The organism is Aeromonas sp. TECH754 (genome assembly GCF_056279295.1).
This window is the reverse complement of the sequence record NZ_JBWBRA010000001.1, coordinates 917,147-935,536: the sequence shown is the minus strand read 5'-3', so window position 1 is coordinate 935,536 and position 18,390 is coordinate 917,147. Positions and strand designations below refer to the sequence as shown.

At 57.8% G+C, this 18,390-nt stretch carries 4 protein-coding genes; 1 reads left to right on the top strand and 3 read right to left on the bottom strand.

Annotated elements, in window-relative coordinates:
* The first annotated feature begins 166 nt into the window (after positions 1-166).
* Positions 167-3,274 (top strand): Ig-like domain-containing protein, encoded by a 3,108-nt coding sequence (locus ACZ9IL_RS04065; RefSeq protein WP_476002350.1) that lies wholly within the window; start codon positions 167-169, stop codon positions 3,272-3,274.
* A 236-nt stretch (positions 3,275-3,510) separates the two neighbouring features.
* Here the strand turns inward: ACZ9IL_RS04065 and ACZ9IL_RS04060 are convergent, their stop codons facing one another.
* The 3 genes from ACZ9IL_RS04060 to ACZ9IL_RS04050 form a co-directional block, all read right to left on the bottom strand.
* The gene (locus tag ACZ9IL_RS04060; RefSeq protein ID WP_476002349.1) at positions 3,511-4,212 is read right to left on the bottom strand and encodes an SIMPL domain-containing protein; all 702 of its coding nucleotides are present in this window, start codon (positions 4,210-4,212) and stop codon (positions 3,511-3,513) included.
* Positions 4,213-4,267: 55 nt separating this feature from the next.
* Positions 4,268-4,825, bottom strand: coding sequence for a hypothetical protein (locus ACZ9IL_RS04055; RefSeq protein ID WP_476002348.1), 558 nt, complete (start codon positions 4,823-4,825; stop codon positions 4,268-4,270).
* An 88-nt stretch (positions 4,826-4,913) separates the two neighbouring features.
* Positions 4,914-18,356, bottom strand: coding sequence for a retention module-containing protein (locus ACZ9IL_RS04050; protein ID WP_476002347.1), 13,443 nt, complete (start codon positions 18,354-18,356; stop codon positions 4,914-4,916).
* Positions 18,357-18,390: the final 34 nt, after the last annotated feature.

Below are 18,390 nucleotides of genomic sequence, written 5' to 3'. Positions count from 1 at the left end.
CCCTGTTGAGCAGGGCGACTCGGTAATTTGATGCACATCAGATAGACAACCCTACCGGAATATCTGCAACTGGAATCCATATTGTGGTGCGCTCATCCGCTAGTTGGATGAGCGCATATATCGCTTAAAGCAATTCGAACGCTTTATTTTAAAAAAGGAAATAATCATGGGTATAATGAGCGACGGCTTTGCGCTTAATAAAACGTACATGTTGGTTCTTGTTGCAACCCTGGGTTTGAGCGCATGTACTGATTCCAGCTCTGACTCCAATCCTGATGCCACTCCCAATTCTGGCGCTAACTCAAATCCTGATTCCAACTCAGTTCCTAACTCCAACTCAGATTCGAATTCAAATTCAAACTCTGATTCAAATTCTGATTCGGATTCGGATTCGGATTCGGATTCGGACATTGTTGTCGTGGAGGATAACAGTCACTGCGTCACTGTTACGTCAACACCGAATAGTGACGGTCAGTATGATTTAACCGCCCCCACCAAAATAAAGATGGGGTTGTACAAAAACTGTGAAATGGTCGTCGGCCAGGCTAGAACCATTGAGGTGAGTCTGTTGCCTGATGAGAAGCTGTCGGCTCCCGCAGATCCATCAGCGGTGTTGCAGGAGCAAGGAGTGCGCTGGACAAGTTCAGACCCAAGCATCATGGACATTGATCAATTGGGTCGGGTCGAGGCCAAGAGAGCAGGTGATGTCAACATCACCGTATCCTCCCGGGTAAACACGGGGGTAACAGCCCAGGCTCACTTTACCGTGGTTGCCAACCCGACCATGAGCACAATCCCCTCCAACGGAATGTTATCTTGGCAAACGCCAGTACCAATGCCCAACACATTACAAAAATTTGTTGATAGATACAGCATTGCTGATGCCGTCACGGCACCAGTCTCTGCATCGGCTAGCAGCCAGCTGGCGGCCGGAAACACGATTTTAGAGAATGATTTCGTTAAATGGGAACTGGTCATGGCGCCCACCGTTGGATCTGGCAAGCCCTATGTCCTTCGTACGGATAAAACCATTTATAAACCGGAGCCATACAGCAAGAAATACTTTGATAAATACCAATACTTCATGGATAGCCGCTACCTTCCCATGGATGCGACTATCTCCCCCACCGGTTTTGCTAAAGACCCTCAAAAAGCAAAGAGTAACAATGGTGTCATTGACCGCCCGATCGCCATTGCAAGCGATGACAACAATGGGATCTGGATAAAAGGTAACAACGGCAGTCTGAGTCACATCTATTTCGAAAACCTGGATGCTGACACTAAAGCCGAAATGTTGAGCCACATCACACAGAACAACATCGCCCGCCGTGGCCAGATTATGGCCGGGGGCGTCAGCAGAGATCCTGCGTCTACTCCTGCCTGGACCGGGGGATACTCAGATAGCGATCCTATTACGACTGGCTTCTATGCCGTCGGTGAATTGATGCGATGGGCCGTGCAACAACGCGAAGGGGATGATTATTCTCAGGCACGTCAGAATGCCCTGGCATCCTTGAAGCAAATGTTGGCCTTGCCGAATATTACTGGTCGTCAGGGAAGTGTTGAGGCAAAGATAAGGCTGCCGGCGCTTAACAGTGACGTCTACCGCCCTATTTCATTGAAAAAAGAGAGAGACTTTGCAGTTAATATCAATCCATTTGGGCCAGCCGGGTTAACCAAAATATATGGCGATATTTATAATTTAGAGCCTATCAAGGCAGATGACTGGAACAGTCTCGACCCCAATCCATTCAATTATTCCGGCAGCAGCCTCTACCCACAGATTACTGATGTTGCAACGACAAAGAGAATGGTCGCAGGATTGCCGGTTCGTTATTTCTCCCTCAACGGTGCAATGTTCCATGGAAAACCACAGGGGCCATCAGGAACTTGGCAGCGAAACCGCGATGGAGATGGTACCGCAACCTTGTTGAGTTACTCATCAAATCGTTTCGGTGGTGAGTCTCCCTATCTGAATACCTGTTTATTAAAAGATGGTTCACCGGCTTTACCGGGCATTTCCTCAAAGGTTAACTGCACCATGGGGAGCAATGAGCCTTATGTGGTGGATGCGCAGGGAAGCATCCCTGATGTGCTGGCTTGCTCGGGAGATTTTTTGGCTCAATCAGACTGTGTGAGCATCATGCAGGATGAAGCCGGGACTGTATTTACAAGTTCCGATGTCGCTTTCTCCACAGATACCAGTTATGACGGCATGATCACCAACCTGTTCACTCAACGGGTTGCTTACGATATTTTGGATGAAAATAATCCTGAAGAGTCTGCACTCAAAGCGCTGATCCGTCAGAACATGCGTCAATGGGCAGAACATAATATTGCCAACGGCTATATGATGGTCGACGTTCAGGGACAACCCAATCGCTGGTCAGACATATCCAGGCTCAAACTCAGCAACGATCCATGGACATTTGAAGATCGTAACGAGTATGCGACTTTCCTGATGGCCGGAATGAAGTTGACTGCCTATGTCACTGGCGAGAAACGGTTCGAAGATGAGTACCAATCATTGGCGCTGTCTGATTTTTATCATTATGCAGACCTTGCACAAACTCGTTGGAGTGCTTATGAGCACCTGTTGACTACCTATTGCGAACAGGGCGCGGCTGAATGTGATCAGGATCTAAAAAATGACCCTGCTTATATTTCAGAGTGGGTCAGGGAGTACAACAACTTGGGTGATGCCAGCCATATGGCACAGGCATATTATATTTTGTTCACGCTGGAGCCTCAGGGAACCCCGCTGCATAAAAAATGGACTTCAGCATATGACTCTCAGTGGGAACTTGGTCCTAAATATGAAGACAATGCGTTCCATAGTTATGTCCGTCAGCTGGGGCAGCCAGAGACAACTCTGAATGATGGGTATGGTAACGAGATCGATTCAGCGAATGCCTGGAACCTCTCACGCCACCCGCTGGATTTAACCCAGTGGGGCGCTTATGACGATTCGAGACCTGACGTTGCTCGCACGTGCGTCAATGATGAGCTGTCTAACTGCCCGATATTGAAATCTCAAGATGGTACAGCGACCAATCTGGACGCCATGGATCTTGATAAATACACCGACCTTCCTCTGGATGAAAAAAGTTTGAGAACGCCGTATAGGCCAATGCGTGAAATTGACAAGGATGAGAGCCCTAACCAGATGGTGTCGCCTGGTTATTACACCTTGCCGTATTGGATGGGGCGTTATCATAACTTCATTGCCAAGCCGGCCAAGAACGCTCCGACCATGAATAGAGTGCTTCCATAAGCGTACAAATGGCCTGATTGGCCAATGCCGAGGCAAGGCGGTCTGTTCCCAGGCGCCTTGCCTCACTTCATGTAGAGGGCCTTAAGAAGGCACGTAACTTACGCCCTTACCTAAAAAACTGTTCTGTATAGATTTTCCTTGCTATGCATGACAGTTAGAAACAACAAACCCGAGGTTATCAGCCCCGGGTTTTGTGTTGCAAAGCCATGATGGAACAGGGCCGAGTGGCCATTTTGCTATTCCAGCAGGAACACGGCTTCCACGTTGTCCGTGATGCTGATCTGCTGCTGTTGATAGCTGTTTTCCACCATGTCGGCAGCAGGTGCCGCGGCGGCCTTCATGGCCCGGCTATAGACCGGCATCGGAGTATTGTTGCGATACTCGACGCTGTAAACCTTGCCGAGCTTCATGCCAAACGCCTTGGCCAGGGATTCCGCCTTGTTGGTGGCATCGGCTACCGCGCCAAGACGAGCCTGCTCCTTGATGACTTGCGGTGACTTGAGGCCGTACTCGATCTGGGAGACGGACTCCAGCCCCGCCTTGAGGGCGGTATCCATCAGCTGGCTCAGCTTGTCGAGCTGATAGAGTTTGACGGAGAGCTGGCGCTGGGCACGGTAGCCCACCATCTCGGGCTGCTTGTTCTGGGGATATTGATACTCGGGGGAGATCACCAGGTTACCGGCCTCCACATCGCTGCGCTTGATGCCCAGGCTCTCCAGTTGGCCAAAGAAGGCGGCCACCTTGGTATCGACCTGCTGCTTGGCCTTGATGCCCTGTTTCTCCAGGGCCGTGACCGAGACATTAAGCGTCAGCATATCGGGCTCGGCCTTCTGTTCGGCGTAGCCGCTGACCACCAGATGGGGAGCCTGAGGCACCTCGATGGCGAGCAAGGGGGCGCTGACGATCAACGCAGACAGGGTAAGAAGGGGACGCCACATAGAAAAAACCTCCATCAAATTGATGGAGGTCATTATGCCCGTCGTCGAATGAGATTCATATATCGTGCAACGGGGGGATATGTTCCAACACCTGATTGGTCATGTCGATGTTGATGCTGATCTCGCCGTCCAGCGGACTGCCACGGCTCGCGAGCACGGGCGCAAGTCCTTGGGCACCCAGCAGTGAGTCCTCCTCGAAATGAAAGGAGTCCCACGACAGAACATGACCCTGGGGAGGGGACATGGGCTCAGTTGCCGTCACCACCGCCAGCGAACTCCAGTCAAAATCATCCTCTTGGCTGAGCAACCCCTGCAAGGCGCTGTCGCTCAGGCTCTGCAGCGAGTACTCCTGTTGCCCCTGTTCATGGCCAACCAGCACCATCATATGGGGCAAGGGGGCATCCTCCGTCGGAGTGAAGCTGATATGGGGTGCGGCAAAGTCCACATTGAGCCGCCCCGCTACCTCACCATCCTCGTTCTCCAGATCGAGGGCACTTATCTTGTCGCCCTGCATAGTGGCCTGATAGCCAAAACGGCCGGTGCAGACGATACTGTCCTGCCCGTCCCAGCTGTAGCGAATGCCATCGATGTCGACCCAGTTGAATGACTGCATGGTGACTTTACTCCTGATACTGCCGCTATCTTAGCCGTCCTCGTCATCAAATAACAGGGACCGGACATGCCCGGCCCCCATCATCTGATTAGGGATCAACCTTCAGATTGCCCTGGGTCAGCAAGTCCTGGATGATCTGTGAGTCGTTTCGGGTATTGCCAAGCGTCAGATCTATGTTATCGAAGAAGATGGTATGGGTCGTGCTGCCACTCCCCGAGCCATCCAAATCGATCGTCAGGGTCGACTTGTTACTACCAGGACCCGATGCAAAGTTAAGATACTGATCCAGGCTGGCCGCATTGGAGTGCTCCCCGCTCAGCAGTTCACTCAGGTCCAACACATCCCCATTGGCACCCGTGGTGAAGTCCTTGATGGTGTCGGTACCGCCAGCATCCCCCGCCATCCACTTGAAGGTATCTTTGCCGGCTCCCCCCGTCATGGTGTCACTCCCGGTGCCGCCTATCAGCAGGTCATCGCCTCCCCCCCCGCTCAAGATGTCATCACCAGCCAGGCCACTTAGGATGTTGGCATTACCATCACCAGTCAGGTTGTCATTGAACATGGATCCCACCAAGTTTTCCATATTGCTCAGACTGTCGGTACCGGCACCACCGGTGTTTTGGCCGCTGCCATTGACGATGACGGTGACCCCAGCCGCACTGTCGATATAACTGGCGGTGTCGTTGCCCGCGCCACCATCCAGGATATCGTTGCCCGCGCCACCGACGAGGATGTCATTACCCTCCCCACCGTTCAGGTTGTCGTTGCCAGCACCACCCAGCAGGATGTCATTGCCGGCATTGCCATTGATAGTGTCATTGCCTGAACCACCGATCAGTATCTCATCGAGGTAACCCCCGGTGAGCGTCGTGCCGCTCTGTACATCCACAAACACCTTGGCCGTATCCGTTGTCGTGCTATTGGTGTAATTGAATGATCCCTGGTAGGTACTGGGTGTGATATTCCCAGACGTATCATCGAATGTTATCGAACCCACGTTGTCGGTCACAGTGCCACTCACTGCCCCAGAGACCCCAGTGATCGTCTGGGTCGCAGCCAGCGGCCCAGTATCGTTGGCAAGCAGAGCCCAATCCGGGATGGTCGACGGATCCTGGTTGGTGATGATGAAGTCATCACGCACCACTGTGGGTCCTATCGCCGGGTTGACGATGAGAGACAAGGTGCTGGAGGCGGTATCCCCATCGTTATCGATCACGCTGTAACCAAGCACCTGACTGATGCCGCCCACCGGGATCGAAGAGGGCGGTGTGTAGGTATACAGACCGTTATCCATATCGATCTTGAAGATGCCACCGGCAACCGTGATTGACCATTCGTTGGTGGTGGTATCGAAGGTACCGGCCGAAGCCCCACCAGTCACACCCGAGACATCGGTCTTCTGGTTGTAGCTGTAAGTTACACCCGCAACCGTGATGGAATTGATCCAGCCACCATCCGCACCTGTGCTGGCCGTCAACCCATCGATCAGCTGTCCGGCAAGGGGCGGCGCGACAACAGTGCTGAGCAGCGTAGCCGCCAACTGGCTGAAGTCGGTGACCACCACCGCAGAGGTGTTCGCCGGGCTTGCTCCGGTCACACCGTTGTAAGCGATAGGATCGAGCGCAGACTGGGTAGCACCTGAGCCCATTCCGAGTGCGAACGAATTGATGTTGTTCGCCTTCAGGAAATCGGTCCAGTCCTTCTCGTTGGCAACACTGATGCCATTTCCATCACCAAAGCTGTTGGAACCGTCCGGGACAGTCGCAGCATTGCTGACGGTGCTCGCATTGGGCAAGCCATCCGACATGAAGTAGGACACATTCTGCGCCCCGGCGATCTTGTTGTTCGCCGCGAAGGCATTGATGGCATCGTTCAGCGCATCGTCATAGTTGGTGGAATCGGTCGACGAGAGGCCAAGAATGATCGCCTTGGCCGCATCGACAGTCACCCAGGTCCCTGTCGGGTTGGATGCCATGGTGGCGAAGGTAATGATGTTAACCATTACATTGCCATAGGCATCGTACTTGTCGAGCAGCTCCAGAGCGGATTTCTGCATGACCTGCAACCGGCTCATGCCCTGATACCCAGATGGATCATCCATACTGCCGGAGATATCGAGGATCAGCATCAGATTCGTGTTCTGGACCTGGGTCGCCTGGCCTGCATTGGTAGCCCCATTGGCGATCGGCGCATCATCGCTGATGATCACCTGGAGCGTACCGGTGCCGGTATCACCGCTGGCATCCGTCGCAGACACCACGAAGCTGGGACCGTTGGCCGTGTCAGCGTTGCCCTGCACATTGTGGGTGAGGATGTTGTCTTTGAGCGTATAGGTGTAGTTCACCGTGAACACACCCGAGACTGGGCCGCTAACCCCGGTAACAACCAGCATCCCCTGGGTATTGTTGATCAGGGTCTGGCTGCCGCCACCGGCCAGATTGTAAACCTGACCACCTATGGTCAATGCCGTGAGGTTTTCACCCTGCGTGTTGATGGAGAAGGTGCCGTTGAAGATCTCGGAATTGCCACTGGCCGCTGTACCCGCAGGTTCACCCGCACGAGCTGGGAGCCCTTCCTCATCAACGGTCGCATTGCCGATAGTGAGCACAGGGATACGTGTATCCTGTGCGATATTGATGGTCAGGGTTGCCGGATCCGTGTCGTTATCCCCGTCCTTGAGCGTGTAGGTAAACACATCCGTTGCACCGACAGGCACTGATGCCGCCGTCAGGATGTAGCTGTATGTACCATCTACCCCCATGGTCAGGTTGCCGTATTGACCAGTGACAGTGAAGCCACCTGCCGGATTGCTGTCAATGCTACCGCCAAAGCCGACAACCTGGCTGATGGCAGCATCGTCCGCCCCCTTGACGTCAACCCCCGAGCCCCCTGTGCTACCTGTAGTACCAGCCCCGGTGATGACATTACCGGTGACGGCCGTAAATACGCCCTCGGTAGCACTGTCGGCATCGTCGTTCGCCGTCGGGGTGTCATCCACGATGCGCACTATCAGCTGGTCGCTGGCACTGGTACCGCCCACCCCGTTCACCGCAATGGTCACGCTGTCATCAAACTCCGTCAGCGTGGCACCCGCCTTGCTGTCGTTGTCGATGGTCGCGCTCAGGGTGTAGCTGTAGTTCACCGTCCCGCCACTGGCGGTCCCGCTGTAGCTCAGCAGGGTCAAGATCCCCTCCCCGGTGTTCACGCTCTGCGTGCCATTGAAGGCCTGCAGTTGCGCCAGAGTATAAGTCGTGCCCCCTATCACCACGTTCAGGATGCCGTCCGACGCCGATACCGTGAAGCTGCCCGCCACCGTCTCGGTGTTGGCCGCCGCATTGGAGCCGTTCGGGTTGAGGCCCGATTCGTACACCAGGTGGTCCGGACCGGTCGCCGCCACTGTCACCACGCTGGAGGTGTCGTTCGCACCCTGGATGGTGATGGTCAGCTTGGCGATGCTCTCATCCCCGTCCGCGTCCTTCATGGTGTACCAGACGTCGTAGCTCTGGTTGAACGCTGCCGTCAGTGCCTGGGTAGCCGGGCGGCTGTTGTCCAGCGCATAGGTCCAGCTCCCGTCGCCGTTCTGCACGAAGCTACCGTAGGTACTCAGCGCCGTGACCGAGGGACTGTTGTTGTGCCCGGTGGCACTCCAGCCCACGAAGGCGGCCGGGGTATCTGCACCGGACACATCGTTGCTCAGTACGTTGCCGTTCAGGCTGCCCGCCACGTCTTCGGTGACGGTGCCGCCGTTTTCATCCTTCGCCGTCGGGGTATCATCCACGATGCGCACTATCAGCTGGTCGCTAGCACTGGTGCCACCCACCCCGTTCACCGCAATGGTCACGCTGTCATCAAACTCCGTCAGCGTGGCACCCGCCTTGCTGTCGTTGTCGATGGTCGCGCTCAGGGTGTAGCTGTAGTTCACCGTCCCGCCACTGGCGGTCCCGCTGTAGCTCAGCAGGGTCAAGATCCCCTCCCCGGTGTTCACGCTCTGCGTACCATTGAAGGCCTGCAGTTGCGCCAGGGTATAAGTCGTGCCCCCTATCACCACATTCAGGATGCCGTCCGAGGCCGATACCGTGAAGCTGCCCGTCACCGTCTCGGTGTTGGCCGCCGCATTGGAGCCGTTCGGGTTGAGCCCCGATTCGTACACCAGGTGGTCCGGACCGGTCGCCGCCACTGTCACCACGCTGGAGGTATCGTTCGCCCCCTGGATGGTGATGGTCAGCTTGGCGATGCTCTCATCCCCGTCCGCGTCCTTCATGGTGTACCAGACGTCGTAGCTCTGGTTGAACGCTGCCGTCAGCGCCTGGGTAGCCGGGCGGCTGTTATCCAGCGCATAGGTCCAGCTTCCGTCGCCGTTTTGCACGAAGCTACCGTAGGTACTCAGCGCCGTAACCGAGGGACTGTTGTTGTGCCCGGTGGCACTCCAGCCCACGAAGGCGGCCGGGGTATCGGCGCCGGACACATCGTTGCTCAGCACGTTGCCGTTCAGGCTGCCCGCCACGTCTTCGGTGACGGTGCCGCCGTTTTCATCCTTCGCCGTCGGGGTGTCATCCACAATGCGCACTATCAGCTGGTCGCTGGCACTGGTGCCGCCCACCCCGTTCACCGCAATGGTCACGCTGTCATCAAACTCCGTCAGCGTGGCACCCGCCTTGCTGTCGTTGTCGATGGTCGCGCTCAGGGTGTAGCTGTAGTTCACCGTCCCGCCACTGGCGGTCCCGCTGTAGCTCAGCAGGGTCAAGATCCCCTCCCCGGTGTTCACGCTCTGCGTACCATTGAAGGCCTGCAGTTGCGCCAGGGTATAAGTCGTGCCCCCTATCACCACATTCAGGATGCCGTCCGAGGCCGATACCGTGAAGCTGCCCGTCACCGTCTCGGTGTTGGCCGCCGCATTGGAGCCGTTCGGGTTGAGCCCCGATTCGTACACCAGGTGGTCCGGACCGGTCGCCGCCACTGTCACCACGCTGGAGGTATCGTTCGCCCCCTGGATGGTGATGGTCAGCTTGGCGATGCTCTCATCCCCGTCCGCGTCCTTCATGGTGTACCAGACGTCGTAGCTCTGGTTGAACGCTGCCGTCAGCGCCTGGGTAGCCGGGCGGCTGTTATCCAGCGCATAGGTCCAGCTTCCGTCGCCGTTTTGCACGAAGCTACCGTAGGTACTCAGCGCCGTAACCGAGGGACTGTTGTTGTGCCCGGTGGCACTCCAGCCCACGAAGGCGGCCGGGGTATCGGCGCCGGACACATCGTTGCTCAGTACGTTGCCGTTCAGGCTGCCCGCCACGTCTTCGGTGACGGTGCCACCGTTTTCATCCTTCGCCGTCGGGGTGTCATCCACGATGCGCACTATCAGCTGGTCACCGGCACTGGTGCCGCCCACCCCGTTCACCGCAATGGTCACGCTGTCATCAAACTCCGTCAGCGTGGCACCCGCCTTGCTGTCGTTGTCGATGGTCGCGCTCAGGGTGTAGCTGTAGTTCACCGTCCCGCCACTGGCGGTCCCGCTGTAGCTCAGCAGGGTCAAGATCCCCTCCCCGGTGTTCACGCTCTGCGTGCCATTGAAGGCCTGCAGTTGCGCCAGGGTATAAGTCGTGCCCCCTATCACCACATTCAGGATGCCGTCCGAGGCCGATACCGTGAAGCTGCCCGTCACCGTCTCGGTGTTGGCCGCCGCATTGGAGCCGTTCGGGTTGAGCCCCGATTCGTACACCAGGTGGTCCGGACCGGTCGCCGCCACTGTCACCACGCTGGAGGTATCGTTCGCCCCCTGGATGGTGATGGTCAGCTTGGCGATGCTCTCATCCCCGTCCGCGTCCTTCATGGTGTACCAGACGTCGTAGCTCTGGTTGAACGCTGCCGTCAGCGCCTGGGTAGCCGGGCGGCTGTTATCCAGCGCATAGGTCCAGCTTCCGTCGCCGTTTTGCACGAAGCTACCGTAGGTACTCAGCGCCGTAACCGAGGGACTGTTGTTGTGCCCGGTGGCACTCCAGCCCACGAAGGCGGCCGGGGTATCGGCGCCGGACACATCGTTGCTCAGTACGTTGCCGTTCAGGCTGCCCGCCACGTCTTCGGTGACGGTGCCGCCGTTTTCATCCTTCGCCGTCGGGGTGTCATCCACGATGCGCACTATCAGCTGGTCACTGGCACTGGTGCCGCCCACCCCGTTCACTGCAATGGTCACGCTGTCATCAAACTCCGTCAGCGTGGCACCCGCCTTGCTGTCGTTGTCGATGGTCGCGCTCAGGGTGTAGCTGTAGTTCACCGTCCCGCCACTGGCGGTCCCGCTGTAGCTCAGCAGGGTCAAGATCCCCTCCCCGGTGTTCACGCTCTGCGTGCCATTGAAGGCCTGCAGTTGCGCCAGGGTATAAGTCGTGCCCCCTATCACCACATTCAGGATGCCGTCCGAGGCCGATACAGTGAAGCTGCCCGTCACCGTCTCGGTGTTGGTCGCCGCATTGGAGCCGTTCGGGTTGAGCCCCGATTCGTACACCAGGTGGTCCGGACCGGTCGCCGCCACTGTCACCACGCTGGAGGTATCGTTCGCCCCCTGGATGGTGATAGTCAGCTTGGCGATGCTCTCATCCCCGTCCGCGTCCTTCATGGTGTACCAGACGTCGTAGCTCTGGTTGAACGCCGCCGTCAGCGCCTGGGTAGCCGGGCGGCTGTTATCCAGCGCATAGGTCCAGCTTCCGTCGCCGTTTTGCACGAAGCTACCGTAGGTACTCAGCGCCGTAACCGAGGGACTGTTGTTGTGCCCGGTGGCACTCCAGCCCACGAAGGCGGCCGGGGTATCGGCGCCGGACACATCGTTGCTCAGTACATTGCCGTTCAGGCTGCCCGCCACGTCTTCGGTGACGGTGCCGCCGTTTTCATCCTTCGCCGTCGGGGTGTCATCCACGATGCGCACTATCAGCTGGTCACTGGCACTGGTGCCGCCCACCCCGTTCACCGCAATGGTCACGCTGTCATCAAACTCCGTCAGCGTGGCACCCGCCTTACTGTCGTTGTCGATGGTCGCGCTCAGGGTGTAGCTGTAGTTCACCGTCCCGCCACTGGCGGTCCCGCTGTAGCTCAGCAGGGTCAAGATCCCCTCCCCGGTGTTCACGCTCTGCGTGCCATTGAAGGCCTGCAGTTGCGCCAGGGTATAAGTCGTGCCCCCTATCACCACATTCAGGATGCCGTCCGAGGCCGATACCGTGAAGCTGCCCGTCACCGTCTCGGTGTTGGTCGCCGAATTGGAGCCGTTCGGGTTGAGCCCCGATTCGTACACCAGGTGGTCCGGACCGGTCGCCGCCACTGTCACCACGCTGGAGGTATCGTTCGCCCCCTGGATGGTGATAGTCAGCTTGGCGATGCTCTCATCCCCGTCCGCGTCCTTCATGGTGTACCAGACGTCGTAGCTCTGGTTGAACGCCGCCGTCAGCGCCTGGGTAGCCGGGCGGCTGTTATCCAGCGCATAGGTCCAGCTTCCGTCGCCGTTTTGCACGAAGCTACCGTAGGTACTCAGCGCCGTAACCGAGGGACTGTTGTTGTGCCCGGTGGCACTCCAGCCCACGAAGGCGGCCGGGGTATCGGCGCCGGACACATCGTTGCTCAGTACATTGCCGTTCAGGCTGCCCGCCACGTCTTCGGTGACGGTGCCAGCGGGGTCGTTGCTGGCCTTGGGCACATCGTCTTCCACATGGATCAGGAAGCTGCCGGCCAAGGTGCCACTGCCACCAGTAGCCTTCAGGATGCTGGTAAAATCGAGGGTCAGCAGTTCGTTGTCATCGCCATTACCCAGCGGATGATCCAGCGATTTCACCAGGTTGAACTGATAACTGCCATTTGAACCGACCTGGAGCGTGAACACCGTCGCCCCATTGGCCGTGGCTGTCAGGGTATCGCCCACCACCGTATAGACCAGCGCGACGCCGCCGGAGCTGGCCGCGGTCACACCGCTGGTGTTGGTATTGAGACTGACAGTTGCGGAGTTATCCGGCCCGACGATCAGCGGGGCGACGCTGCCACTGACGCTGCTGGTGACGCTGTCGTTGTCGGTGATGCCATTTGGCAGTTCATCCTCATCTACATAACCTTCCACCGCACCCACGTCTTCGACATAGAGATGCAGGGTCGCCGTGGCCGGATCACCATCCTTGTCGATGATGGTGTATTGGAAGTCCTCAGTCAGATCGCCGTTCACATTGGCAGGGGCCTGATAACTCCACGCCCCGGTTGAGAAATTGAAACTCAACTTGCCACCTGCGGGTGTGGTAACCGCTGTCATCTGCTGATCCCCATCGAGCACACCATCCCAGCTGTAGGTGGTCGCACCGATCTTGATGGACTGGATATAGCCTGGGCCATCTGCACCATAGGCATCATCGTCCCCACCGCCCACGACGTTGTTGGAACCGTTGAGCACATTGCCTTGCACCAAACCGCCAATGACCTGATTGAGCAGGGTGTCGACCAGATCGCCGAAGTTATTCACCCGCAACGGGGTATTGTTCGGGCCTGCATCCACGTCGATATCTTGCAGACGGGCATCAACGATGCCATTGCCGATCCCTATGGTGGTGACATTGATGCCGTTGTTATCGACGAAGTTGTTCCAACTGGTCGCCACAGGAGTAGTGAGCGAGGTGCCGCCAGGGCCTGTCTGCTCGTTGGGATTGCCATCACTGATGAAGACCACCTGATTGCTCCACCCCGGGATCGGGGTATAGGAGACCATGGTCTGCTCGATGGCATCGGTAAAATCGGTATCACCGTTGAATGGACGGGCACCACCGGGTTCTTGCGGGTTCAGCGAGTTCACCAGATTCGTGAACGCGGTAATGTTGTCGGTTGGCAGATACGCAATGGAATCGCCGGAGAACGCCACTATCTGGATCTTGACCTGACCACCAGAGGTATTGAACAGCGCCTGTCCTGCGGTACGCACTGCGTCGAGCATGGCGTTCAGTTCGTTATTATCGATACTGCCGCTGAAGTCGAGTACGAACACCATATTGATGTTCTGGGACTGGCCGGCAAGCACGGTGGCGTAGTCATCCTGAGCGACAGGAATGTCGTCCTGTACGTCGATGACAAACGAACCTTTCGTGAAACCTGTCACCTTGTCGCCATCACCATCGGTGGCAACCAGGACGCCCGAGAAGTCGATAGGTACCGGCAGCAACTCATTATCGCCATTCGGCAACCCTTCCTTGACGGGATGGTCCAGCGGCCCCTTCAGGGTGAAGGTATAATCGCCATCGGCAGCCACCGTCAGGGTGAAGATAGTGGTGCCACCTGCGGTGGCGGTCAGCACATTACCCACCACGTTGTAACTCAGCGCCACACCCCCACTGCTCAACCCCTGTGAGACCAGCGAACTGACGTTATTGGACAGACTGAATGCGCCGGGACCATCGGCACCAAAATTCACCAGGGTATTCAGAGTACCCGAAGTATCGCTGGCGACGATGGTCTGGCCTGGACCTTCGTGGTTGCCTTCGTGCGGCGCGCCACTGGCCAGGGTCAGGGCATCTTCCTGGACCACGCCATGCACATTGGGGCCTTGCCCGTTACCAGACTGTACCGGACCATCATCTTCGAAGCGGAACACACCACCCACTCCCAGATCGACGCTGGCCTTGGCGCTGTCACCATCGGCATCAGTCACTGTCTGCACCAGTGTCAGCACACCGCTGTTCAGGGTAAGGCTGACGCTGTCATCCGGATTAGCAGTATTGCCGTGCCAGACATTGTCCAGCAGATTCAGCGTCACGGCGCCGCTGGCCGGATCTATGGTCAAGGTGAAGTAAATGCTCCCATTGGCACTACCCGTGATGACATTGCCCACTTGGCTGAGCAGGATCTGGGCCCCCTGGCCATTGGCATTCAGCGGATTGACCGCATAGAGACCGCTGGCCACATTGCTACCATTGAGCACCAGGCTGTATCCGACGCTACCCTCTCCATCTGCGCCGAAGGCATGGTTGAACTGGGCTTGCACAGACGTGGCCGACAGCGTTGTGCTTGCAACACCGTCGCTGCCCACCCCACCCAATGCGGGCAGACTTTCATCTACTGTTGCAAAGAGGCGGGGGGCCCCAGTGGCTACACCCACGATGGGGCCGTCATCTTCGAAGCGGAAGATCCCGCGAGTCCCCAGATCGACGCTGGCCTTAGCACTGTCGCCGTCGGCATCGGTGACGCTCTGCACCAGAGTCAACACCCCATTGCCCAAGGTCAGACTGACACCGTCATCCGGATTAGCAGTATTGCCGTGCCAGACATTGTCCAGCAGGGCCAGGGTCACCGCACCGGTGCTCGGATCTATGGTCAGGGTGAAGTAACTCACCCCGTTGGCACTGCCGGTAATGACGTTGCCAACCTGATTGAGCAAGATTTGGGAACCCTGACCATTGGCTGCCAGCGGATCCACCGCGTAGAGGCCGCTCGCCACATCGCTGCCATTGAGCGCAAGGTTGTAGCCAATGCTGCCTGCGCCATCTGCACCGAAGGCATGACTGAACTGGGCTTGCACCGTAGCCGCCGCCAGAGTGGCGCTCGCGATGCCATCACCACCCACACCACCCAGCGCCGGCAAGCTTTCATCTACCGTCACAGAGCCCAAGCTTGAGGCCTCTGTAGCCAGACCGGCCGTCGGGCCATCATCTTCGAAACGGAATGTCCCGTTGACACCGAGATCCAGGCTGGCCTTGGCAGTGTCGCCATCGGCATCGGTAACGGTCTGCACCAGAGTCAATACACCACTGTTCAAGTTCAGGCTGACGCTGTCATCATGGTTGCTGGTGTCGCCATGCCAGACATTGTCCAGCAGGGCCAGGGTCACCGCCCCAGTGCTCGGGTCTATGGTCAGGGTGAAGTAACTCACCCCGTTGGCACTGCCGGTGATGACATTGCCAACTTGACTGAGCAAGATTTGGGAACCCTGGCCATTGGCTGCCAGCGGATCCACCGCGTAGAGGCCACTCGCCACAGCGCTGCCATTGAGCGTAAGGCTGTAACCAATGCCACCTGCGCCATCAGCGCCGAAGGCGTGGCTGAACTGAGCTTGCACAGTGTCCGCCGCCAGAGTGGCGCTCGCGATGCCATCACCACCCACACCACCCAGCTCTGGCTGGCTTTCATCCACCGTCACAGAGCCCAAACTTGGGGCCTCAACTGCCAGACTGGCCGTCGGGCCATCATCCTCGAAACGGAACACCCCGCTGGCGCCCAGATCCAGGTTGGCCTTGGCACTGTCGCCGTCGGCATCGGTAACGGTCTGCACCAGAGTCAGCGCACCATTGTTCAGGGTCAGGCTGACGCTGTCATCATGATCGCCGGTATTGCCATGCCAGACATTGTCCAGCAGGGCCAGGGTCACCGCCCCAGTGCTTGGATCTATGGTCAGGGTGAAGTAACTCACCCCGTTGGAACTGCCGGTGATGACATTGCCCACTTGATTGAGCAAGATTTGGTCACCTTGACCGTTGGCTGCCTGTGGATCGACCGCATAGAGACCGCTAGCCACAGCGCTGCCATTGAGTACGAGGTTATAAGCAATGCTACCCGCACCATCGGCACCAAAGTCAGCATTGAACTGGGCCTGGACCACGGCCCCCGACAGAGTCGCGGTCGCAATGCCATCACTGTCCGCCCCACCCAGTGCAGGCAGACTTTCATCTACAACCGCACTCAGCCGCTCGACCTCGACCGCCAGAGTGGTCGTCGGGCCATCATCTTCGAAGCGGAACGTCCCGTTGGCCCCAAGATCCAGGCTGGCCTTGGCACTATCACCATCGGAGTCAGTCACGGTTTGCACCAGGGTCAACACGCCTGCATTCAGGGTCAGGCTGACACTGTCATCATGATTGCCGGTATCGCCATGCCAGACATTGTCCAACAGGGCCAGGGTCACGGCGCCAGTGGTCGGATTGATGGTCAGGGTGAAGTAACTCACTCCGTTGGCGCTGCCGGTGATGACGTTGCCGACCTGATTGAGCAGGATCTGGGCACCTTGACCATTGGCGACCTGCGGATCGACCGCGTAGAGACCGCTCGCCACATTGCTGCCACCGAGCACCAGGCTGTAACCGACGCTACCCGCCCCATCCGAACCGAAGGTATGACTAAATTGGGCCTGCACCACGGAAGCTGCCAGCGTCACGCTCGCGATACCATCGCCGTCTACGCCGCCCAGCGGCGGCAGACTCTCATCCACACTGAGTACGCCCAGTTCACCAGAGCCGGGGACAACGCGCACGCTAGGCACATCGTCCAGTATCACCACATCCAGGCTGGCGCTGGTGTTGTCGCCATCGGTGTCCGTCAGCACCACATTGAAGCTTTCGGTCAGCGCTGTGTCATTGGCCGGCTGAGTGTGAGCCTCGTTGTCGCTCAAGGTGTAGCTGTAGGTGACGCTGCCGACCCCGGTTACGGGGTTGTAGCTGATACCGGTCACCAGCAGCTGATTGCCCAGAGGGCTGGGGATCGATTGCGGGAAACTGGTGATGACCTGGCCGTTGCTGACGAGGGTCACGCCACCCAGCGTCAGGCTCTGGACTCCGTCCGCCGCATTGAAGGTAAAGGTGCCGCTTTTGGTCAGTGCTGCCGCATCGGGGGCGCTGCCATCGGCTAGGGCCGCTTCATTCAGGACGAGCTCCCCTCCTTCGACTTGCAATCCCCCCAGGGAGATAGTCTCATCCACTGGGGTGATGGTAATGGTCAGGGTCGAGGGGTTGGTATCGGCACCGTCAGTGACGATGTAATTGGCCAGAGGAACGGGGCCTGTGTAGTTGAGCGCCGGGGTGAAGGTGTAGGAGCCGTCCGCATTGATGATGAGCGTGCCGATCCCGTTCAGGGTCGTCGCAGTGCCTGCCGGGATACCAATGTTATTACCCCAGCTATAGGAAACAATAGAGGCATCAAGGGGGCCGTCCGGATTGCTGCTGTTGGTCAGCAGGTTGCCACTGATGGCTTGATTTTCCTGGGTGATCGCCGATTCATCTTGGTCGTCAAGCTGATTATCCAGCAGAAGATCCTCTGCCTGCAGCAGATTCTGCGCCGTCAAGACATCGTGGCTGGTATCAAACCCAGCGGTTGCAATGGTTGCATCACCGGTCCGATCGATCGTCACAAAGCCGCCATTACCACTGGCTCCCGCAACCCCGCCGATCCCGCCACCACCGCCACCTGCAGCGGGGGCGCCACCGGCGGCCGAGGCTTCAAAGTTCTTGGTCGGGTCAACCCCTTGCAGGATGGATTGTTGCAAGGCGGCAATTTCCGGCGAGACATTCTTGTTCTCGGCCGACGACGATGGTTCTCCCTGGGGCGGGACATCGGTCGCGGCTGGCGCAGCAGATGCCGCATCGGGTTTGTCATCGTAGGGTGCCAGCATCAACTTGGCATCGTCGGCAATGTTGAGCTTGGCTCCAGGCTGCAAGATCTCTCCCGGCTGGAGAGGACGACTGCTGCCATCGGCGAGCAGGATCTGAACATTGCCTTCTACGGAAGAGACGACGACGGTTTTGTCGATGATTTGGGTGCGCATATCCATTGCTCCAGAGTGACAGATCTTGATGACT

Coding starts and splice junctions, on each gene's coding strand:
- ACZ9IL_RS04065 (WP_476002350.1), top strand. CDS start 167: ATGGGTATAATGAGCGACGGCTTTGCGCTTAATAAAACGTACATGTTG.
- ACZ9IL_RS04060 (WP_476002349.1), bottom strand. CDS start 4,212: ATGTGGCGTCCCCTTCTTACCCTGTCTGCGTTGATCGTCAGCGCCCCC.
- ACZ9IL_RS04055 (WP_476002348.1), bottom strand. CDS start 4,825: ATGCAGTCATTCAACTGGGTCGACATCGATGGCATTCGCTACAGCTGG.
- ACZ9IL_RS04050 (WP_476002347.1), bottom strand. CDS start 18,356: ATGCGCACCCAAATCATCGACAAAACCGTCGTCGTCTCTTCCGTAGAA.